At 69.4% G+C, this 21,299-nt stretch carries 20 protein-coding genes; 12 read left to right on the top strand and 8 right to left on the bottom strand.

Annotated features, from left to right (window positions below):
• Positions 1–31 precede the first annotated feature (31 nt).
• Positions 32–328: an FtsB family cell division protein gene (locus BO64_RS14760; RefSeq protein WP_496404076.1), complete on the bottom strand. Its 297-nt coding sequence runs from the start codon at positions 326–328 to the stop codon at positions 32–34.
• A gap of 183 nt (positions 329–511) precedes the next feature.
• Positions 512–1,792 (bottom strand): phosphopyruvate hydratase, encoded by a 1,281-nt coding sequence (gene eno, locus BO64_RS14755; protein WP_496404075.1) that lies wholly within the window; start codon positions 1,790–1,792, stop codon positions 512–514.
• A 131-nt stretch (positions 1,793–1,923) separates the two neighbouring features.
• Here eno and BO64_RS14750 point away from each other — a divergent pair, with 131 nt between their 5' ends.
• Positions 1,924–2,697, top strand: a complete 774-nt coding sequence (locus tag BO64_RS14750) for an enoyl-CoA hydratase (protein ID WP_496404074.1) — start codon at positions 1,924–1,926, stop codon at positions 2,695–2,697.
• 66 nt (positions 2,698–2,763) lie between these two features.
• On the opposite strand, the gene rpmF is transcribed toward BO64_RS14750, so the two are convergent.
• From rpmF to secG, 3 genes are all read right to left on the bottom strand, one after another.
• Positions 2,764–2,946, bottom strand: coding sequence for a 50S ribosomal protein L32 (gene rpmF / locus BO64_RS14745; RefSeq protein ID WP_496404073.1), 183 nt, complete (start codon positions 2,944–2,946; stop codon positions 2,764–2,766).
• A gap of 193 nt (positions 2,947–3,139) precedes the next feature.
• Complete coding sequence (gene pyrG, locus BO64_RS14740) at positions 3,140–4,780, bottom strand: CTP synthase (RefSeq protein WP_496404072.1); 1,641 nt, start codon at positions 4,778–4,780, stop codon at positions 3,140–3,142.
• Between the two features lie 63 nt (positions 4,781–4,843).
• Positions 4,844–5,251, bottom strand: a complete 408-nt coding sequence (gene secG / locus BO64_RS14735; RefSeq protein ID WP_496404071.1) for a preprotein translocase subunit SecG — start codon at positions 5,249–5,251, stop codon at positions 4,844–4,846.
• Between the two features lie 111 nt (positions 5,252–5,362).
• Here secG and BO64_RS14730 point away from each other — a divergent pair, with 111 nt between their 5' ends.
• The 3 genes from BO64_RS14730 (at position 5,363) to BO64_RS14720 (ending at position 8,785) form a co-directional block, all read left to right on the top strand.
• A complete protein-coding gene (locus BO64_RS14730) occupies positions 5,363–5,902 on the top strand; it encodes a GNAT family N-acetyltransferase (protein ID WP_496404070.1) in 540 nt (179 codons plus the stop codon).
• Between the two features lie 8 nt (positions 5,903–5,910).
• The gene (locus BO64_RS14725) at positions 5,911–6,333 is read left to right on the top strand and encodes a VOC family protein (RefSeq protein WP_496404069.1); all 423 of its coding nucleotides are present in this window, start codon (positions 5,911–5,913) and stop codon (positions 6,331–6,333) included.
• 76 nt (positions 6,334–6,409) lie between these two features.
• A complete protein-coding gene (locus tag BO64_RS14720) occupies positions 6,410–8,785 on the top strand; it encodes a TonB-dependent receptor (protein ID WP_496404068.1) in 2,376 nt (791 codons plus the stop codon).
• Positions 8,786–8,788: 3 nt separating this feature from the next.
• On the opposite strand, the gene tpiA is transcribed toward BO64_RS14720, so the two are convergent.
• Positions 8,789–9,532, bottom strand: coding sequence for a triose-phosphate isomerase (gene tpiA / locus BO64_RS14715; RefSeq protein WP_496404067.1), 744 nt, complete (start codon positions 9,530–9,532; stop codon positions 8,789–8,791).
• A gap of 146 nt (positions 9,533–9,678) precedes the next feature.
• On the opposite strand from tpiA, the gene BO64_RS14710 reads away from it, so the two are divergent.
• The 3 genes from BO64_RS14710 to BO64_RS14700 all read left to right on the top strand — a co-directional run bounded on the left by BO64_RS14710 (position 9,679) and on the right by BO64_RS14700 (position 14,181).
• Entirely contained in the window at positions 9,679–11,595 is a 1,917-nt protein-coding gene (locus BO64_RS14710; protein WP_496404066.1) for a peptidylprolyl isomerase, read from the top strand.
• Positions 11,592–13,124, top strand: a complete 1,533-nt coding sequence (trpE, locus tag BO64_RS14705) for an anthranilate synthase component I (RefSeq protein ID WP_496404065.1) — start codon at positions 11,592–11,594, stop codon at positions 13,122–13,124. The genes BO64_RS14710 and trpE overlap by 4 nt, the downstream gene beginning before the upstream one ends.
• 121 nt (positions 13,125–13,245) lie before the next feature.
• A complete protein-coding gene (locus BO64_RS14700; RefSeq protein WP_496404064.1) occupies positions 13,246–14,181 on the top strand; it encodes a hypothetical protein in 936 nt (311 codons plus the stop codon).
• On the opposite strand, the gene BO64_RS14695 is transcribed toward BO64_RS14700, so the two are convergent.
• The gene (locus tag BO64_RS14695) at positions 14,147–14,350 is read right to left on the bottom strand and encodes a hypothetical protein (RefSeq protein WP_496404063.1); all 204 of its coding nucleotides are present in this window, start codon (positions 14,348–14,350) and stop codon (positions 14,147–14,149) included. The genes BO64_RS14700 and BO64_RS14695 overlap by 35 nt on opposite strands.
• Positions 14,351–14,401: 51 nt before the next feature.
• Here BO64_RS14695 and BO64_RS14690 point away from each other — a divergent pair, with 51 nt between their 5' ends.
• From BO64_RS14690 to lexA, 4 genes are all read left to right on the top strand, one after another.
• Positions 14,402–15,004: an anthranilate synthase component II gene (locus BO64_RS14690; RefSeq protein WP_496404062.1), complete on the top strand. Its 603-nt coding sequence runs from the start codon at positions 14,402–14,404 to the stop codon at positions 15,002–15,004.
• A gap of 9 nt (positions 15,005–15,013) precedes the next feature.
• Positions 15,014–16,027, top strand: a complete 1,014-nt coding sequence (trpD, locus tag BO64_RS14685; protein ID WP_496404061.1) for an anthranilate phosphoribosyltransferase — start codon at positions 15,014–15,016, stop codon at positions 16,025–16,027.
• Positions 16,024–16,797 carry an indole-3-glycerol phosphate synthase TrpC gene (gene trpC / locus BO64_RS14680; protein ID WP_496404060.1) on the top strand — a complete coding sequence of 258 codons (774 nt, stop codon included), beginning with the start codon at positions 16,024–16,026 and terminating at the stop codon, positions 16,795–16,797. Before trpD ends, trpC begins: the two co-directional genes overlap by 4 nt.
• 130 nt (positions 16,798–16,927) lie before the next feature.
• Positions 16,928–17,617 (top strand): transcriptional repressor LexA, encoded by a 690-nt coding sequence (gene lexA, locus BO64_RS14675; protein ID WP_496404059.1) that lies wholly within the window; start codon positions 16,928–16,930, stop codon positions 17,615–17,617.
• A gap of 24 nt (positions 17,618–17,641) precedes the next feature.
• Here lexA and BO64_RS14670 read toward each other — a convergent pair whose 3' ends face one another.
• Positions 17,642–19,642, bottom strand: a complete 2,001-nt coding sequence (locus BO64_RS14670; RefSeq protein WP_496404058.1) for a ComEC/Rec2 family competence protein — start codon at positions 19,640–19,642, stop codon at positions 17,642–17,644.
• A 205-nt stretch (positions 19,643–19,847) separates the two neighbouring features.
• On the opposite strand from BO64_RS14670, the gene gltX reads away from it, so the two are divergent.
• The gene (gene gltX, locus BO64_RS14665) at positions 19,848–21,254 is read left to right on the top strand and encodes a glutamate--tRNA ligase (RefSeq protein ID WP_496404057.1); all 1,407 of its coding nucleotides are present in this window, start codon (positions 19,848–19,850) and stop codon (positions 21,252–21,254) included.
• The last annotated feature ends 45 nt before the right edge of the window (positions 21,255–21,299 follow it).

Below are 21,299 nucleotides of genomic sequence, written 5' to 3'. Positions count from 1 at the left end.
CAGATGTCCCTTACGAACCCGCGAAGGGCTCTCAGGGCTTCATGCGGATCACATAGTCCCTCGGGTCGGCAAAGCCTAGAAGAGAGCGGGCCCTTTCCTCCAGTAGGTCGGCGGAAAGGCTCTGATCCCGCAGAAGTTGCGCGCGAATCTCCAGATCGCGCCTCTGGGCGGTCACCTCGGCCAGCTCACGCTGCTTGGCGAGCAGAGTCGCGTCGCGCTGGTTGGACCGCAAGATCCCGCCCTCGCCGGTAAAGGCGTGGAAAGCGAAGTAGCAGATCAGCAGCGCAAGGGCGGCTGTCGACAGGTACGGGCGGAAGCGGGCGAGCAAGCGACGATTCCCTACGCAGGCCCGGCCTCTTTGCCGCACCCATGCTTAACGCCCCGCTAACCTCCGACGTTAACGCGGCTGTGTTCCCCGTGCAGACCAGCCCCTCCGATAGGGCTCTGCACCGCGACATCCGGGCCGCGGTCTGCGGCCCGGACTATCTCGGTGCCTCTAGCGACGAGCGCCTTAGAGGGCGCGCAGCGCCTTGCGACCGGCGTAGATCGCCTGGTCGCCCAGCTCTTCCTCGATGCGGAGCAGCTGGTTGTACTTGGCCGTGCGGTCCGAACGGGCCAGCGAGCCGGTCTTGATCTGGCCGCAGTTGGTGGCGACGGCGAGGTCGGCGATGGTCGAGTCCTCGGTCTCGCCCGAGCGGTGGCTCATCACCGCCGTGTAGCTGTTGCGCTGGGCCAGATCGACGGCGTCCAGGGTCTCGGACAGGGTGCCGATCTGGTTCACCTTCACGAGGATCGAATTGGCCAGGCCCTTGCCAATGCCCATGGCCAGGCGCTCGGGATTGGTCACGAACAGGTCGTCACCGACCAGCTGGACCTTGCCGCCCAGGCGCTCGGTCAGCAGCTTCCAGCCGTCGAAGTCGTCCTCGGCGCAGCCATCCTCGATGGTGACGATGGGGAACTTGGCCACCAGGTTGGCCAGGTAGTCGACCATCCCGGCCGGATCGAGGGTCTTGCCCTCGCCGTCCATGACGTACTTGCCGCCCTTGAAGAATTCGGTGGAGGCCACGTCCAGGCCCAGGTGGAAGTCGTCGCCCACCTTGTAGCCGGCGCCCTCGCCCGCCTTGACGATGAACTCGAGGGCCGCCTCGGCGCTCGACAGATTGGGGGCGAACCCGCCCTCGTCGCCGACGTTGGTGTTGTGACCGGCGGCCTTCAGCTGGGCCTTCAGGGCGTGGAAGATCTCGGCGCCCATGCGCAGGCCTTCGGCGAAGGTCTCGGCGCCGGTCGGCAGGAGCATGAACTCCTGGATGTCGATCGGATTGTCGGCGTGGGCGCCGCCGTTGATGATGTTCATCATCGGGACCGGCAGGACGCGGGCCGAGACGCCGCCCACGTACTTGTACAGCGGCAGGGCGGCCGAGCTGGCCGCAGCCTTGGCCACCGCCAGGCTGACGCCGAGGATGGCGTTGGCGCCCAGGCGGGCCTTGTTCGGCGTGCCGTCGAGCTCGATCAGCAGCCGGTCGATGCGGCGCTGGTCCTCGGCGTCCTGGCCAGACAGGGCGTCATAGATCTCGCCGTTCACCGCTTCCACGGCCTGGCGCACGCCCTTGCGGAGATAGCGGGACTTGTCGCCATCGCGCTTCTCCACGGCCTCGTGGGCGCCGGTGGAGGCGCCCGACGGCACCGCGGCGCGGCCCATGGAGCCGTCCTCGAGGATCACGTCCACCTCGACGGTCGGGTTGCCCCGGCTGTCCAGGATCTCACGGGCGGTGATGTCGACGATCTCGGTCATGTGGCTCCTCAAGGGGGATTCTGGCGGCGGGGGAGCCTTAGCCACCTTCCGCCGCGTGGGCAACTTGGCTTGCCGCCGCTTGACCTGACGCAGGGTCCGCGCGCGAAGCCGACGCATCAGGGAGGAAACCCATGCTGCTGGTCGAAAAGCCCTTCGACGGGGTTGCCGTCGTCACCCTCAACCGGCCCGAGGCCATGAACGCCCTGTCCCGGGCGCTGCGGCTGGCGCTGCGCCAGGCCATGATGGAGCTGGACGGCGATGCCTCGGTGAAGGTGATCGTGCTCACCGGCGCGGGCGAGCGCGCCTTCACGGCGGGCCTCGACCTGAAGGAGCTGTCCACCGATCCGCTGGGCATGGGCGCGGCCAACGCCACCGATCCGGCCGACAATCCCGCCCGGGCGCTGCTGGCCACCAGCAAGCCGATCATCGGTGCCATCAACGGCGTGGCGATCACCGGCGGCTTCGAGGTCGCCCTCGCCTGCGACGTGCTGATCTGTTCCACCAACGCCCGCTTCGCCGACACCCACGCTCGGGTGGGGATCACCCCCGGCTGGGGCCTCTCCCAGAAGCTGTCGCGGGTGATCGGACCCTACCGGGCCAAGGAGCTTTCCCTGACCGGCAACTTCCTCGACGCGCGCACGGCCTACGAGTGGGGCCTGGTGAACCGCGTCGTGGAACCGGGCGAACTGATGGAGACCGCCCTCACCCTCGCCCGCCAGATGGCCGACATCGAGGCCGAGATGCTGGTCACCTACAAGGCGATGATCGACGATGGCTATGAGAAGAGCCTGGGCGAAGGCCTGGCCCTCGAGCACGAGCGGTCCATGGCCTACAACGCCGCCGTGACCCCGGAGATGGTCGCCCAGCGCCGTGCGGCCGTGCAGGCCCGCGGCCGCAGCCAGTAGGCGGGCATGCAAACGGCCCCGCCTGTCGCCAGGCGGGGCCGCGCGAAACTCTCCTCGGAAGGAAGCTTAGTCTTCCTTCGGCGTCAGAACCTGACGACCGTTGTACATGCCGGTCTTCAGGTCGACATGGTGCGGGCGCTTCAGCTCGCCCGTTTCCTTGTCCTCGTGATAGGCGTTCGGGCCCAGCGCGTGGTGCGAGCGACGCATGTTCCGCCGCGAGGGCGAGGTTTTTCTCTTAGGAACGGCCATCGGAGTATCTCGAAATGATTGCGGCGGCCGAACCGGGCCGCCGACGTGAGCGCGGGTGTATGCATGAAACCCCGCGCGGGATCAAGCACCTGACGTCAGAAGCCGCATCCAGCCGCCTGTCGTCGAGGGGAAACGGCTTCCGGCGGACGGAGCCGCAGCCTGAGCGCCGCGCCCCGTCCGGCCGAATCAGTCGCTAGACCAGCCGGCTCCGCTCCTTCGCCGCCCCAATGAAGCTGGCGAACAGCGGGTGCGGATCGAACGGCCGGCTCTTGAGCTCGGGGTGATACTGCACGCCCACGAACCACGGGTGGTCCTGGCGCTCGCAGATCTCCGGCAACTGCCCGTCGGGCGACAGGCCGGTGAACTTCAGCCCCGTCGCCTCGATCCGGTCGCGGTAGGTGATGTTCACCTCGTAGCGGTGGCGGTGCCGCTCGGAGATCACCTGGGTCCCGTAGATCTGCGCCACGCGCGACCCCGGCTCCAGCACGGCCTCATAGGCGCCGCAGCGCATGGTGCCGCCCAGCTCCCCGCCCTCGGAGCGGGTTTCCCTGGCGTTGCCGCGCACCCATTCGGTCATCAGGCCCACGATGGGCTCGGACGTCGGGCCGAACTCGGTGGACGAGGCCTGCTTGATGCCGGCCAGGTTCCGGGCCGCCTCGATCATGGCCATCTGCATGCCGAAGCAGATCCCGAAGTACGGGATGTCGTGCTCGCGGGCGAACTGCACCGCCCGGATCATGCCTTCGGAGCCGCGCTCGCCGAAGGCGCCGGGCACCAGCACCCCATGCACATTGGTGAGGCGCTCGGCGATCATCGCCTCTTCCTTCTCGAAGGCCTGGCCCTCGATCCAGTCGAACTTGACCCGAACGTTGTTGGCGACGCCGCCGTGGATCAGCGCCTCGACCAGCGACTTATAGGCGTCGGTCAGGGCCGTGTACTTGCCTACGATGGCGATGTTCACCTCGCCGTCGGGATGGCTGAGGCGGTGGGATATCTCCTCCCATCGCGACAGGTCGGGCTTGGGCGCGGTCTCGGCCAGGCCGAAGACGTCCAGCACTTCGCGATCCAGGCCTTCGCGGTGGTAGTCCAGCGGCACGGCGTAGATGTTGGCGCTGTCCATCGCCTGGATGACGGCGCTCGGACGCACGTTGCAGAACTGGGCGATCTTCCGGCGCTCACCTTCCGGAATCTCCTGCTCGCAGCGGCACAGCAGGATGTCCGGCTGAATGCCGATGGACCGCAGCTCCTTCACCGAGTGCTGGGTCGGCTTGGTCTTCATCTCCCCAGCCGTCTTGATGAACGGCAGAAGGGTCAGGTGGATGTAGCAGGCATGGCCGCGGGGCAGCTCCTGCCCCAGTTGGCGGATCGCCTCGAAGAACGGCAGGCCCTCGATGTCGCCCACCGTGCCGCCCACCTCGATCAGCACGAAATCCACGTCCGGGCCGGGATCGGACAGGACGAAGTCTTTGATCTCGCCGGTGACGTGCGGGATCACCTGGACGGTCGCGCCGAGGTAATCCCCGCGCCGCTCCTTCTCGATGATCGTCTTGTAGATCTGGCCGGTGGTGATGTTGTCGTTGCGCGTCGCCGACACGCCGGTGAAGCGCTCGTAATGTCCGAGGTCGAGGTCGGTCTCCGCCCCGTCGTCGGTCACGAAGACCTCGCCGTGCTGATAGGGACTCATCGTCCCCGGATCGACGTTCAGATACGGATCCAGCTTGCGCAGGCGGACCTTGTAGCCGCGCGCCTGAAGAAGCGCGCCAAGAGCGGCGGACGCGAGACCTTTACCCAGAGAGGAGACGACGCCGCCGGTGATGAAAATGTACCGGGCCATGGGCGTTCAGAGTAGCCGTGATTCGGCGGGGTCGCCCGCCGTACGTTCAAAATGATCCACGGCTTATTGCTGCGGGGCCGGAGTCTGGGTCGTGAAGGGGTTGCTGACCACCGGGGCCGGGGCCTGGAACGGCGCCGGCGCCTCGGGCGCGGCTTCGCCGGCCGGCGGCTGTTGGATGGACTGGTTCAGGCTGTTGGGGTCGATGGCGTTGACCTTCAGCCGGTCGACGACCGACGACGAGCCCCCTTCCCGACCGGCGATGACCGTCAGGAGCAGGCCGAGCACGAAGAAGGCCGAGCCGAGGATCCAGGTGATGCGGGTGAGCAGGTCGCCCGCGCCGCGCGCCGTCATGAAGCCCGAGGGGCCGCCGCCCATGCCCAGCGCGCCGCCTTCGGACCGCTGGAGCAGGACCACGACGATCAGGAAGAAGGCGACGATGACCTCGAGCACGAGGAGCAGCGTGAGCAGCATTGACCTATCCGGTGCGCTTCGGCGGACACACCCGCCCGAAATGAAGCGCGCGCTCTACCACCGGCGCGCGCCCAAAGCCATAGCTAGTGGGTCGTATCCGTTGGACAAGAGATGATTCTCGACCCCAGTCGCCCGCCCGTCCTGGAGACCGAGCGTCTCCGGCTCGCCCCGCTGACCGTCGAGGACGCCGCCGCCATCTTCCCCACCCTCGGCGACCCGGACGTGCTCTTCGGCTGGGATGCTCCCGAACCGGACGATCCCGACATGGTGGGGCATGCGGTGCAGGGGCAGGTGGACGCCATGGCGGCCGGCCGCGAGATGCACTGGACCTTGCGGACGCTCGCGGGCGAGGCCTACGTCGGCTGCGTCGGCCTCAGGGAAATCGACCGCCGCCATCGCCGGGCCGACATGGGCTTTATGCTGGGCCGGGACGCCTGGCGCGAGGACTACGGCCGCGAGGCCATGACCGCCGTGCTCACCCAGGCCGCCGGCAGCGGTCTGCGCAGGCTCTCCGCCCGCACCCGCCTCGGCGCCCGACGCCAGGAGGCGATGCTGGAGCAGTTCGGCTTCGAAGAGGAGGGCCTGGTGCGCGGCGACCTGCTCGAGGACGGCGAACGCCGTGATTGCCGCCGCTGGAGGCTTTTGCTTTAGGTCGTCCCATGAGCCATCCGATCCCGATCCAGGGGTTCGATCACATTGTCCTGCGCGTACGCGACAAGGCGCGGATGCTCGCCTTCTACTGCGACGTGCTGGGTCTTTCGGTCGACCGCGACGTGCCGGATATCGGCCTCACCCACCTGCGGGCCGGGCCGCAAATGATCGACCTCGTCACCCTCGACGGCCCCCTCGGGCGCAAGGGCGGCGCCGGCCCCGGGCCTGAGGGCCACAACCTCGACCACTTCGCCCTCCAGGTCCGCCCGTTCGATCCTGCAGCGATCCGCGCCCATCTTGCGACGAACGGCGTCGAGATCGTGGAGGAAGGCCCTCGCTATGGGGCTGACGGCGACGGACTTTCGCTCTACGTGCGCGATCCCGAAGGCAATACGGTGGAGCTGAAAGGGCCGCCAGGCAGCGAGCTTTAGGGTTTCCCGCCGTTGCGTCAACCCAGGCCCTAGGCCGGGCGAACGGGTCGCCGACCCCTCATCTCAAGGATTGTCCATGCGTCACGATGGATTCGGCGCGGTCTTCGCCGCGCTCGCGCTTGTTCCGCTGGCCGAAGCCAAGGCCGACGAGGCCCACCTCGGCGAAGTGGTGGTGACCGCCCAGAAGCGCGAGCAGCGCCTGCAGGACGTGCCGCTGGCCATCACCGCCCTCTCCGCCCCGGCCCTGCGCGACGCCGGCGTGCGGGACATCAAGGACCTGACGGCGGTGGTCCCGGGGTTCCAGGTGACCAGCACGTCCAGCGAATCGGCGACGGCGGCCCGGATCCGTGGCATCGGCACCATCGGCGACAACGTCGGCCTGGAATCCTCGGTGGGGATCGTCGTCGACGGCGTCTACCGGCCCCGCAACAGCATCGGCATCGGCGACCTCGGCGAGCTGGCGCGGATCGAGGTGCTCAAGGGCCCGCAGGGGGATCTGTTCGGAAAGAACACCTCGGCCGGCGTCATCAATGTCATCACCCGGGCGCCCGATTTCACCCGCAGCCTGGACGTCGAGGCCACAGTCGGCAGCTTCCACGAGCGCGGCGGGTCAGTGAGCCTGAACGCTCCCCTTGTTGAAGATGTCCTCGCCGGCCGCCTCTTCGTCGCGGCCCGCAGCCGCAACGGCTGGGTCAAGGTGCGCACGGGCGATGGTCCCCGCGGCTTCGATGAGGACCACGACCGCAACTACGCCACGGTGCGCGGTCAACTCCTGTTCCAGCCGTCCGAGGCTCTCAGCCTGCGCCTCATCGCCGACGCCAGTCGCCGGGCCGAACAATGCTGCCTCGGCATCACCTACCTGGCCGGACCGACCGCCGCCTATGTGGACCTGCTGGCGCCCGACGCCGGCGTCTCGCGCCCGCCCCGCCCGGAAAACCACATCGCCTATGGCAATCGCGACGGAAAGCAGGTGGTCACGGACGAGGGCCTGTCCCTGGAGACCACCTATCGTTTCGGGCCGGACCTCACGCTCACCTCGATCACCGCGCTCCGGGACTGGAAGGTCCGCCTGGGCACCGACGTGGACTACACCAGCGCCGACCTCCTCTACCGCCCCTCCGACGGCAGCTTCTTCAACAGGTTCCGCACGGCCACCCAGGAGCTGCGGCTCAGCGGCACGCGCGGCCCCTGGGACTTCACCATGGGCGGCTTCTTCGCCGACGAGCGCCTGGACAGCGCCCAGGCCTACGACTTTGGCCGGGACTTCGAGGCCTACCTCGGCCTTGTCCTCTCGTCGGGCGCCGATCGCGCCCACGTGGCCGCCTACACAGGCCTGCCGGTGGGAGCGAACTTCCCCGAAGGGCCGAGCCAGCGCGACCGCTTCGAACAGAAGGCGCGCAGCTACGCCCTCTTCACCAACAACACGGTGCGGCTGGGGGGCGGCTTCGAGCTGACCGCGGGCCTGCGCCTCAGTCATGACGAGAAGCGGCTAGCGAGCCGCTATGCCAATGTGGGCGGCGTGCCCGCCTGCACCGCCCTGCTCTCCCGCCAGGCGGTCGGCGCAACGGTTCCCACGGCCGCGCTCAACGCCATCTGCTTCCCACAGGCGGACGTGGCCTTCAACGACCTGCGCACAAGCCAGAAGATCGAGGAGGACGAGGTCACCGGTTCGGCCAAGCTCGCCTGGCGGCCCGCCTCCGACCTGATGGTCTATGCCTCCTACGCCCGGGGCTACAAGGGCGGCGGCTACAACCTCGACCGGGCCCGGCTCGCCGTGGGGGTGGCGGCGACCGACACCAGCTTCCCGGCCGAGTTCGTGGATGCCTACGAACTGGGGCTCAAGGCGACCTGGCTCGAGGGCGACCTGATCCTCAACGCGGCGGCCTTCTACCAGGACTTCCGCAACTTCCAGCTCAACGCCTACACAGGCGTCACCTTTGTCGTGACGGCCATCCCCGAGGTGATCTCGCGCGGCGCCGACATCGACTTCACCTGGCGCACGCCCGCCGAGGGCCTGACGCTCTCGGGCGGCGTCACCTATGCGGAGACCGTGGCCAGCCCGTTCACCCCCGGCCCCGGCGTCAGCCCCCGGCTGCCGGACAGCCGGATCGTGCTCGCGCCGCTGTGGACGCCGACCCTGACGGCCAACTGGGCGCGTCCCTTCGGCGACGGAATGCTGCTGAGGGCCACCCTCAACGCCCGGTACTCGTCCAGCTACAATGCCGGGTCCGATCTCAACCCGCTGAAGACCCAGAAGGGCTTCCCGCTGCTGAATGGACGTCTGGCGATGGGACCGGCTGACGAGGCCTGGTCGGTGGAGCTCTGGGGCCAGAACCTGCTGGACGAGCTCTACGCCCAGAGCATCTTCGATGCGCCGAACCAGGCCGGGACGCTGGGCATCTTCCCTGGCCTGCCGCGGACGGTGGGCGCGACGGTGCGCGCCCGCTTCTAGGCCTCAGAGGGCGTTGATGATGCCCAGGAAGTCGGCGGCCTTCAGTGAAGCGCCGCCGACCAGGGCCCCGCCCACCTCGTCGGCGCGCAGGATCTCGGACGCGTTCGAGGGCTTCACCGAACCGCCGTACAGGATCGGAACCGCCCTGCCCGCCTCGTCGAACAGCTCGACGAGCGTGGCGCGGATGGCCCGGTGAACTTCCTCGATCTGGGGCGTCTTGGGCGTCAGGCCGGTGCCGATGGCCCAGACGGGCTCATAGGCGACGGCGAAGGCCTTGTCGGCCAGCTCGGCCGGCAGCGAGCCGCGCACCTGCCCGGTGACCACCTCCAAGGCCCGGCCGGCCTCCCGCTCCTCCAGCGTCTCGCCGACGCAGACGATGGGTTCGAGGCCGGCCCGCAGCGCCGCCTTCACCTTGGCCGCCACCACCTCGTCGGTCTCGCGGTAGCCGGTGCGGCGCTCGGAGTGACCGAGGATCACCAGCTTGGCGCCGGCGTCCGCCAGCATCTGGGCCGAGGTGTCGCCAGTGTAGGCGCCGGCGTCGTCCCAGTGGGCGTCCTGCCCGCCGACCAGCACCTTCGAGCCCGCCAGGGCCTCGCTCATGCGGTGGGCGAGGATCGCCGGCGGGCAGATCGCCACCCGGACCGGGCCGTCGGCCACAGCCTTGGCCACCGCCAGCGCCTCGTCCAGCGACGAGGACGTCCCGTTCATCTTCCAGTTCCCGGCGATCAGCGGCGCAGGTCGGGTCATCTTGCCTCCGTGTCTGTCGGATTGCCCGGCGGGCTTCAGGACGGCGCGGTTAAGCCAAGCCGCGACGGCTGTCACCTGCTTGCCGTCCCGAACCGGCCTCCACTATACCGGCCCCGCACCTCGCGCCCGGGAAAGGGTTTTGTTTCATGCTCGCCGCCGTTCGCAACTTCGCGAAATCCTGGGTCGCCGCCGTCCTCATCGGCCTGCTGATCATCAGTTTCGCCATCTTCGGCATCAACGATGTGTTCCGCGGAACCATCGGCGACCAGGTCATCAAGGCCGGGTCGCGGACGATCAACTCCGTGCAGTTCCGGCGCGAGTACGACGAGTACCGCAAGGAGCTGGAGCAGCAGAGCGGCCAGACCATCACGCCGGAAATGGCGTCCGAGAACGGCATCGACCGCCAGGTGCTGAACGGCCTCGCCACCCGCGAGGCCTTCGCCGAGATGCTCCACCGCATGGGCATCCGCCCGTCGGACAAGCTGCTGGTGGCCGAGATTCAGAAGATCCCGGCGTTCTTCGATCCGATCAGCGGCCGTTTCGACCGCAACACCTTCGTCCAGCGGCTCGGCGAGAACGGCATGACGCCGGAGGACTTCGACCGCGCCATCCGCGACCAGATGGCCGCCCAGCACTGGGGCGCGGGCGTCGGCGAGGGCCTGCGCGCACCGCGGGCCTATGGCGCCCTGGCCGCCGTCTACGGCCTTGAGAGCCGCGACCTCGCCTACTTCACCATCACCCCGGCCAACGTCCCCGCGGTGACGGCCCCCACGGACGAGCAGCTCACCAAGTTCATGCAGGAGAACGCGGCCCAGCTGACCCGGCCCGAGATGCGCGTCCTGACCGTGGTGCGATTCAGCCCCGAGGCGGTGTCGAGCACCGGCCCCATCGACCCGGCCGAGCTGCAGAAGCTCTACGATTTCCGGAAGGACACCCTGTCCCAGCCCGAGACCCGCACCGTCGTGCAGATCCCGGCCAAGGACGCGGCGGCCGCCAAGCAGATTCAGGAGCGCCTGAGCCGCAACGAGGAGCCGGCCGCCGTGGCCAAGGCCATGGGCGTCGATCCCATCGTCTATGAAAACAAGCCCCGCACGGCCATCGCCGACCGCCGGGTGGCCGAGACGGCCTTCCGTCTCGCCGCCGGCCAGGTGGCCCAGGCCCAGGGAGAGCTCGGCCTCGCCGTGGTCAAGGTGGTCTCGGTCACTCCTGGCCGGACGATCTCGCTGGACGAGGCGCGGCCCATGCTCGAGGCCGAGCTGCGCAAGAACGCCGCCGCCCAGAAGGTCTACGAACAGAGCCAGGCCTATGACGAGGCCCACCAGTCGGGCGCCGACCTTAAGGCCGCCGCCCAGAAGGCCGGCGTCACCGCGGTCACGGTCGGTCCGGTGGTGAAGCAGGGCGTCGACGAACAGGGTCGCCCGGTGGCCGGCCTGACCCCGGCCATCCTGGAGACCGCCTTCGACCTGCCGGCCGGCAGCGAGAGCGACCTGGTCGACGCCGGCAACGGCGAGTCGTTCGCTGTGCGTGTGGAGCGGGTGATCCCGCCCGCCCTTCCGCCGCTGGCCGAGGTCCGTGACGAACTCGCCCGCGTCTGGACGATGCGCCAGACCGCCTCGCGCATGGAGGCCCGCGCCAACGAACTGGCCGAGCGTGTCCGCAAGGGCGAATCCCTCGCCGCCGTGGCCGCGTCGGCGGGCCTGCAGGTGTCCCAGGCTACGGGCCTGTCCCGCCAGACCGCTGGTCAGCGCGTGGACCTGTCCCGTCAGCTCCTGGGTCGCGCCTTCTCGGCCAAGCCCGGCGAGGTGTTCGTCAGCCAGGCGCGCGAGTTCGCCTTCGCCGTCGGTCAGGTGTCGAACGTGCAGGCGCAGCCCGGCCCGCTGGGCGCCATCCTCGCGGAGCAGAGCCGCCCCGAACTCGCTAACGCCCTGTTCCGCGAGATCGCCCAGGCCGCCCAGGCTTCGGCCCGCGCCAAGCTGAAGGTCCGCACCGATGTGAACCGCGCCCGTTCGGCCGTGGGCATGGAGCCCCTCGCCGCCAACGCGCCGGCGGAGAAGAAGAAGTGACGCCGGAGCCTTCGTTCGACGCGTTCAGGTCCATCTATGAGAGCGGCGCGGCGCAGGTCGTCTGGACCCGGCTGATCGACGATCTCGAAACGCCCGTCTCGGCCTTCCTCAAGATCGGTCACGGGCGTCCGTACGCCTTCCTGTTCGAATCGGTCGAGGGCGGCGCTTGGCGCGGCCGCTATTCGATCATCACCCTCGCGCCCGACCTCGTCTGGCGCTGCCGGGGCGATGTGGCCGAGGCGGCCGAGGGCGAGGACATCGCCGCGGGCCGGTTCACCCGCCAGCCCGGCGGGGCCTTGGACAGCCTGCGCGACCTCATCGCCGCCTCGCGGATCGAGCTGCCGCCGGGCTTGCCGCCAATGGCCGCCGGGGTGTTCGGCGCGGTCGGCTACGACATGATCCGGCTGGTCGAGCGCCTGCCCAACGTCAATCCCGACCCGCTGGACCTGCCGGACTCAGTGCTGGCGCGCCCGTCGATCGTGGCGATCTTCGACTCCATCGCCCAGGAGATCATCCTGGTTACGCCCGTGCGGCCCGGACGGTCGACCGCCGAGGAGGCCTATGCCGCCGCCCGCGCCCGCCTGCAGACGGTCATCCAGGATCTGCGCAAGCCGGCGCCGCCGCTAGCCGGCGACGGCCAGCCGGAGCCCGACAGCTTCACCACCCCGGTCAGCCGCGAGGACTACCGGACCATCGTCGAGAAGGCGAAGGCCTACATCCGCGCCGGCGACATCTTCCAGGTGGTGCCGAGCCACCGGTTCCGCGCGCCGTTCAGCCGCGATCCCTTCGCGCTCTACCGCTCGCTTCGCCGGACGAATCCCTCGCCGTTCCTGTTCTTCCTGGACTTCGGTGATTTCCATCTGGCCGGCTCCAGCCCGGAGATTCTCGTGCGGCTGCGCGACGGGAAGATCACCATCCGCCCCATCGCCGGCACGCGGCCCCGCGGCGCGACGCCCGAAGAGGACCAGGCCCTGGAGGCCGAACTGCGCGCCGACCCCAAGGAGCGCGCCGAACACCTGATGCTGCTCGACCTCGGCCGCAATGACGTGGGCCGGGTGGCGATGCTGAAGGACCAGGGCGCCAATGCGCCGCCCGCCGTGGGCGGTCCGCCCCGGGTCCGTGTCACCGACAGCTTCTTCGTCGAGCGCTACAGCCACGTGATGCACCTCGTCTCCAATGTGGAGGGCGATGCGCCGGCAGGGCTCGATCCCGTGGACGTGGTGCTGGCCGCCCTGCCCGCCGGCACGCTTTCGGGCGCGCCCAAGGTGCGGGCCATGGAGATCATCGACGAGCTGGAGATCGAAAAACGCGGCATCGGCTACGCCGGCGGCGTCGGCTACTTCGGCTGCGACGGCTCGGTCGACACCTGCATCGTGCTCCGGACGGCCCTGTTCAAGGACGGCATGATGTACGTCCAGGCTGGCGGCGGCGTGGTCGCCGACAGCGATCCCGACGCCGAATATGATGAGACGCTGCACAAGGCCCGCGCCCTGCGCCGGGCGGCTGAGGAAAGCTGGCGATTCGTCTGAAGTTTCCGGAGTTTCGTGCCCATTCCGGGTAACAGAGCGCCTTGCCTAGTCGCAATTACATACCGAGGTTACGGAAACTGACGTGCGCCGTGGGGGCGGGCGTTTCAAAGGTGGCATAGGCGTGGAAGAAGGCCTGAAGCAGGACGAGGCGCCCGTTGCCCTCACCCGCCGCGAGCGTGAGCACGGGCGGATGTCGTTCGGCTTCATGCTGGACCAGGCGACCTTGGGGATCGGCGGGCTGTCGAGCCTCGATTCGATTCTCGTCATGGCCATCAACCAGGCCAACATCGCTCCGCTCACCCACGAGCCCCTGACCCGCATCCGCCACGGCCGTCTGGACGCCCCGGCGCCCGACGCCCGACGCCGCCCCGTGAGCATCAACGCCGTCGCCAATTCCCTGCGGATGCCGTTCGAGACCGTCCGCCGCCACGTGCGCCGGCTGGAGGCCCTGGGCGCCTGCGCCTCGGTGGACGGCGGCGTCATCGTGCCCGAGGCCTATCTGGCGTCTCCGGCCTACGTGGAGAGCGTCACCAAGAGCCACCGCCGGCTGGTGACCTTCTTCCACCAGGCGAACGCGGCCGGCCTGGTGGAGTCCCTGCCCCGCTCGGCCTATCCGCCCGAATCCTCGATCCCCGTCCGCGCGGCCGTCCGCCTGCTCTCGGACTATGTGCTGCGCACGACCGACGGCCTGATGGCCGCGGTGGACGACATCGCCTCAGCCATCGTGCTGCTGGCGGTGCTCACCGCCGAGAACGGCCGCACCAACGTCGCCGAAACCGCCCATCGCCTGTCTATGCCCGCGGAGACCGTCCGTCGGCATGTGAAGGCGCTGATGGATCAAGATCACGTCCGGCGGATCAGCAGCGGCCTCGTGGTGCCCTATGAGGTGTTTGAGCGGCCGGTCTGGCAGACCTTTCTGCGCGAAAACGCCGTCAATGTGCAGCGGCTGTTCGCCGGCCTCGCCGAGCGCGGCGTGATCGAGGCCTGGGGCCGGCTGATGCCGCCCGTGGTCGACGGTGACCTTACTCCGGCGCGCTCTTCACCGCCGAGTGGGTGACCAGGGGCGGAGCGAGAATCATCGCCGTCGCGAAAGCCAGGGCCGAGATCGCCAGGGCCGCCGCCGCCACAAGCGCCGGCCACGTACGCTCGGGTGGGCGACTGCGGGTCAGAAGCGCCCGGGCCCGGGCCATCGCCTGAAAATCCAGCATCGAATCGTCTGCCGACATGGGGCGAGCATCCCGCTTGGCGGATGCGTCGGCAAAGCCTAAGGGAGACGCATGATCCTGGTCGTCGATAACTACGACAGCTTCACCTACAACCTGGTTCACTACCTGAACGAACTGGGCGCCCACACGCATGTCGTGCGCAACGACGCCCTGACCGTCGACGAGGCGCTCGGCCTCAAGCCGGATGCGGTGCTGCTGTCTCCAGGGCCCTGCACCCCCAATGAGGCGGGCATCTGCCTTCCGCTGCTGGCCGCCGCGCCGGACGACCTGCCGATCTTCGGCGTCTGCCTGGGCCACCAGTCCATCGGCCAGGCGTTCGGCGGCGCGGTGGTCCGCGCCAAGGTGCTGATGCATGGCAAGACCAGCCCGATCCACCACAACGGCAAGGGCGTGTTCGCCGGCCTGAAGAACCCCTTCACGGCGACCCGCTACCACAGCCTCTCGGTTCGTGAGGCCGACCTGCCTGCTGACCTGGAGGTCACCGCCTGGACCGACGACGGCGAGATCATGGGCGTGCAGCACAAGACGCGGCCGATTTTTGGCGTGCAGTTCCACCCAGAATCCATCGCCACCGAATGTGGCCATGAACTGCTCGGCAACTTCCTCGACATCGCCGGCGTGAAGCGGCCCGCACGGTCCCTGGCCCAAGCCTGAGCGCCGTTCATGTCCGACGCCTTCAAGCCGCTCCTTTCGCGCCTGGCCGACGGCGCGACCCTGTCCGACGCCGACGCCGACACCTTCTTCTCGGCCTGCCTGCGCGGCGAGCCGACGCCGGCCCAGGTGGGCGCGGCCCTCACCGCCATGCGGATGCGGGGTGAGACCCTGGGGGAGATCGCGGCCTGCGCCCGCGCCATGCGCCGGGCCGCCGTACGTCTTGAGCCCGGTTTTCCCACCATCGACGTGTGCGGGACCGGGGGCGATGGCCTCCACACCCTGAACATCTCCACGGCGGTCGGCTTCGTGGCGGCGGGCGGCGGGCTGAAGGTGGCCAAGCACGGCAACCGCGCCATGTCGTCCAAGTCGGGCACCGCCGACGTGCTCACCGAGCTTGGCGTCAACATCGCCGCGTCCACCGAGGCCCAGTTGAAGGCGCTGGAGACGGCGGGCATCTGCTTCCTGTTCGCCCCGGCCCATCACAGCGCCATGCGCCACGTCTCGCCGATCCGGGCCGAACTGGGCTTCCGCACCATCTTCAATCTCCTGGGGCCCCTCACCAACCCGGCTGGCGCCCAGCGGCAGGTGATTGGCGTCTATGCCGAGCGCTGGGTGAAGCCGCTGGCCGAAGCCCTGAGGCTTTTGGGTTCCGAACGGGCCTGGGTCGTCCACGGGTCGGGCCTGGATGAGATGACCACCACGGGCGAGACCTCCGTCGCCGAACTGCGCGACGGCAAGGTGCGGCTGTTCACCGTGACCCCCGAGGCGGTGGGCCTGCGCCGGGCCGCCCTCGCCGACATCACCGGCGGCGCCCCCGCCGAGAACGCCTCTGCCCTGCGGCGTCTGCTGGCGGGTGAACATGGGGCCTATCGGGACATCGTGGCGCTCAACGCTGCGGCGGCCTTCCTCGTGGCCGACAAGGTCGAGACCCTGCGCGAAGGCGTCGAACTCGCCGGCCAGGTCATCGACGACGGACGCGCCCAGGCGGCGCTGGACAAGCTGGTGGAGATCACCGCGGCATGAGCGACATCCTGGCCCGGATCGCCGCCTACAAGCGTGAGGATGTGGCCGCCCGCAAGGCCGCGCGTCCCGTCATCGAGCCGGCCGCCTCTCCGCCGCGGGGCTTCCGCGACGCCCTGGCGCAACGCCACGCTCCCGGCCGCCTGGCGCTGATCGCCGAGATCAAGAAGGCATCGCCGTCCAAGGGCCTGATCCGGGAGGACTTCGACCCGTCCGCCCTGGCCCGCGCCTACGAGGCCGGCGGCGCGGCCTGCCTCTCGGTCCTTACCGACGAACCCAGCTTCCAAGGCAAGGACGCCTATCTCGTGGCCGCGCGCGAGGCGGTCGCCCTACCCTGCATCCGTAAGGACTTCCTGGTGGATCCCTGGCAGGTGACGGAATCCCGCGACCTCGGAGCCGACGCCATCCTGGTGATCCTGGCCATGGTCGACGACGCCCTGGCCGCCGATCTGATGGCCGAAGCCCGGCGGCTGGGCATGGACGCCCTGGTCGAGGTGCATGACGAGGCCGAGATGGACCGCGCCGGCAAGCTTGGCGCTGATCTGGTGGGTGTAAACAACCGCGACCTGCGCACCTTCACGGTGGATCTCGCCACCACCGAACGCCTGGCACGGCTCGCCCCGCCCGAAGCCCTGCTGGTGACCGAGAGCGGCATCTTCACCGCCGCCGACGCCGCGCGCCTTGAGCGCTCCGGCGCTCGGGCCATGCTGGTGGGTGAAAGCCTGATGAGACAAGCCGACGTCACGACGGCGACGCGCGAACTGCTGGGCTGAGTCGGTTTTCGTACTTGGCCGGGAATGATTTTCCCTGATTTTTCAGGGGGAACCGTCGTAACTTGACATTAACTGGGAACATCTACAGAACAAACGCAACGTTTGCGCTTTGTTCCAGAGGTCGCCCTAGATGCTCACCCGCAAGCAGCATGAACTGCTTATGTTCATTCATGAGCGGATCAAGGAGACCGGGGTCTCGCCGTCCTTCGACGAGATGAAGGAAGCCCTGGATCTGGCGTCCAAGTCCGGCATTCACCGCCTGATCACCGCCCTGGAAGAGCGTGGTTTCCTGCGCCGTCTGCCACACCGCGCCCGGGCCCTGGAAGTGGTCCGCCTGCCCCAGCAGGCCACGGCCGCCGCCCCGCCCAAGGGCCGCGCCCCGTTCAAGCCGCAACTGGTCGACGCCGGCAAGGACATGCCGGTGGCCGCCAACGACACGCGCGAACTCCCGATCCTCGGCAAGATCGCGGCCGGGACGCCGATCGAGGCCATTCAGCAGGAACGCGATCGCCTGCCGGTGCCCGAGGCCATGCTCGGCGCGGGTGAGCATTTCGTCCTCGAGATCCAGGGCGATTCCATGATCAACGCCGGCATCCTCGACGGCGACTTCGTGGTGATCCGCCGGACCGACAGCGCCAACTCGGGCGACATCGTCGTGGCTCTGGTGAATGGCGAGGAAGCCACCCTCAAGCGGCTGCGCAAGAAAGGCGCCTCCATCGCCCTCGAGGCCGCCAACCCGGCCTATGAGACCCGCATCTTTGGCCCCGACCAAGTGTCGGTGCAGGGCCGCCTCGTGGGCCTGATCCGGCGCTACCACTAAGTCGCCGCCGGCCGGCGGCGGGCCCTATCGGGGATCGAAGCCCCAGGTCCACGGTCGCCGGCCGCGCAGATCGCTGGCCCAGACGATCCGCCAGCCGCCGTCGGCCTGCCGGTAGAGTTCGGCCGAACCTCCGGCGCGGAAGTCCGCCCCCGTGAACACGACCGCCGCCGCGCAGCGCTCGGGCCGCAGGTCGTTGCGCACAACCACTACCTCGGCGTCGGCGCAGAGGTCGTCCAGCCGCCCGGCCCGAAGCGGACGCCGAAGGTTCCAGGCCGCCGCCAGCCGCACAGGCGCCCCCAGCCCCGGCGCGCAGCTCCAGCGATCACAGTCGAAGCGGATGTCGCGCTCGGCTTCGCTCGCCAGGGGCTCGAGGCCGCGCCGGCGCGCCCAGAGCTCGGCCCCGAACAGCTTCACGTCTGGCCGCAGCAGCACCGCCTGGCGTCCCTCCCGCACCGCCACGGCCGCACCATCGGCGCTGATCCAGACGTCAGGCGTCGGCGGACGAGGAACCCACAGCACGGACAGGGCTAGCGGCAGGCCGACCCAGCGTAGCGGCCCGCGCCAGAGGCAGATGGCGAGGATGCCCAGGAACGCCGCCGGCAGCGTCCAGGCCGGCGCGCTGGCGACCAGCGACTGAGCCATGGGCGCGGCGGCCGCCGTCGCCGCTACGCGGTTCATCAGATCGATGGCGAAGCCGGCCACCTCCAGGGGCGCGCGTCCAAACCCCAGGGGCGACAGGGCCGCGCCGATCGCCAGCGCCGGCATCAGGAGAAACGACGAGATCGGCGCCACCGCCAGATTGGCCAGCAAGCCCCAGGTCGAGACGCGGTTGAAGTGCTGGATCGCGAACGGCCCCGTGGCGAGCCCCGCCACGAAACTCACCGCCAGACTGGCCGCAACCCAGGTCGCCGCCGCCTGGGGCCCGCGGATCCACCAGGGCGCGGAGATCTCGCGAACGGGTTGCGGCCAGGCCTCGGCCAGGGCGACGAGCGCGGCCGTGGCTGCGAACGACATCTGGAAGCCGGGCTCGGTGACGGCCTCGGGCTGGGCTAGAAGAACGCCCATAGCGGCCAGGGCCAGCGCATGAAGACTGATCGCCTGGCGATCCACGAGAATGGCCGCAAAGGCGACCGACGCGGTGATCGCCGCCCGTTCCGCGGGCGGCGGCGCGCCTGACAGCACCAGATAGCCGCCCACGGCGGCCAGGCCCACGATGGCCGCCAGCTTCTTGCCCGACACCCGCAGCGCCAGCCACGGCCAGGCCGCCACAGCCACCCGCGCCGCGGCGAAGGCGAAGCCTCCCACGATGGCCATGTGCAGCCCGCTGATGGAGACGATGTGGGCCAGGCCCGAGGCGCGCAGGTTTTCCACTTGCTCGCGCGGGATATAGGCCTCGTGGCCGGTAGTCATGGCTGCGGCGAGGCCGCCGGTCCGCGGCCCCAGGGTCGACACGATCCGTTCGGTCAGGGCCCAGCGCGCGGCGTTGATTCCCATGGTCAGGCGCAGCCGCCAGGGCGCAAGCGCCGCCGGCGTCCAGGCCTGCGGCGGGCGCAGCGCCAGGCCCACACCGCCCACGCTCTCGAAAAAGGCGTCCCGGGCGAAATCGTAAGCCCCGGGACTGGCGGGCGGCGGCGGCGGGTTGAGGATGGCCAGGACCTGGATCGCCTCGCCCGGGCGCGGCAGGGGCGTTCCTGGCCGCAGGGTGATCCGCACCCGGATCGGGGTCGCCTCCGGGCTGAGATCTCCGACCCGGACCGGGGCGACCAAAAGCCGCTGGCCGCCCTGCCCCGGCGAGGCTACGTCCACCACCCAGCCTTCGACCATGTGAGGCCTTGCCGCCGCATCGGGCGGCGTCGCCATGACCGGGGCCGCGACGCTTTGCGTCCGGAACTTGGCCACGCCAAACCCACCCAGGGCGAAAGCCGCCAGGGCCAGGGCCGCGACCATGGCTCGCCCTCCGGTCCCGCGCCGGGACGCCAGGAGCAGCGCCAGGGCGGCCGCCATCATCGCCCAGGCCAGCCACATCTGTGGCTCGCGTAGCAGGCCGAAGTAGGTCGCGCAACCGGCTCCGAAGGCGACCGGGGTCCAGAGCGTCCAGCGATCGGCCTGGGCCTCGACCTGATTCCGAACCCAGTTCAGCGCCCGCCGCGGACTGGCCCCTGAGGGAATCGACGTGCTAAGAGGCGCCGCTCCGGCGTCCGCGCCCCCCTCCCCAACCCCCTCGAGTTCTATGGCAGACCGCCCCGTCCGCACCCGCATCGCCCCTTCGCCGACCGGCATGATGCACATTGGCACGGCCAGGACCGCGCTTTTCAACTGGCTTTACGCCCGTCACACGGGCGGGACCTTCCTGCTGCGCATCGAGGACACGGACCGCGAACGGTCCACGGAAGCCGCCGTGCAGGTGATCTTCGACGGGCTGAAGTGGCTAGGCCTGGAGGCCGACGAGGAGCCGGTCTTCCAGTTCGTGCGCGCCGATCGCCACCGTGAGGTGGTGGAGGACCTGCTGGCCCGCGGCCAAGCCTACCGCGACTACATGACGCCCGAGGAACTCGAGGCCGAACGCGAGCGCGCCCGGGCCGAAGGTCGCGTCGTCCAGTCGCCCTGGCGGGACGCCGCGCCGGAAGACGCCCCCGACCGCCCGTTCGTGGTGCGCCTGAAGAGCCCGCTGGAAGGCGAGACAATCGTCAACGATGCGGTGAAGGGCGAGGTGCGCTTCCAGAACAGCCAGCTCGACGACCTGATCCTGCTGCGCACGGACGGCACGCCGACCTACAACCTCGCCGTGGTCGTCGATGACCACGACATGGGCATCACCCACGTGATCCGCGGTGACGACCACCTGAACAACGCCGCCCGCCAGACCCTGATCTACAACGCCATGGGCTGGGAGGTGCCGGTGTGGGCGCACCTGCCGCTGATTCACGGGCCCGACGGCGCCAAGCTGTCGAAGCGTCACGGCGCCCAGTCGGTCACCGATTTCGCGGCGATGGGCTATCTGCCCGAGACCATGCGCAACTACTTGGCCAAGCTCGGCTGGGGCCACGGCGACGACGAGATCTTTTCGGACGAGCAGGCCATCGCCTGGTTCGACATCTACGACGTGGTCGGCGCCCCGGCCCGGCTGGACTGGGCCAAGCTGAACCACCTGAACAACCACTACATTCGCCAGGCCGAGCCCGCGCGCCTCGCCAAGCTCGTCGAGGAGGTCCTTGCAAGCCGCGACTGGACCCTTGAGGCCGGTGACATTGCCGTGATCGAGCGCACCATTCCGTTCGTGCGCGACGGCGCCAAGACCGTGGTCGACCTCGCAGACGCCGTGGTCTTCGCCCTCAAGCGGCGGCCCCTGGAGCTGCCCGAGAAGGCCAAGGCGGCCATGACCGAGGAAATGGTCGGCCGGCTCTCGCGCCTGCGCGACACCCTCGCCGCCCAGCCCCACTGGGACGTTCCTACCCTGGAGGCGGCGATCCGCGCCTTTGCGGAACAGGAAGGCGTCGGCATCGGCAAGTTCGGTCCGCAGCTCCGCGCCGTGCTGTCCGGCGGCGCGCCCGCGCCCGACCTTGCAGGCACGATGACGGCCCTCACCCGGGAGGAAACTCTCGCGCGCCTTGACGACGCGCTTTCACCCTCGGCGTAAAGCGGTATAAGGCCGCTCGAACGAGCGTTTATCTCGCATCCGCGA

Source organism: Phenylobacterium composti DSM 19425 (assembly GCF_059568645.1).
The sequence above is the reverse complement of the archived record's forward strand: the minus strand, read 5'-3'. Positions and strand labels throughout refer to the sequence as shown.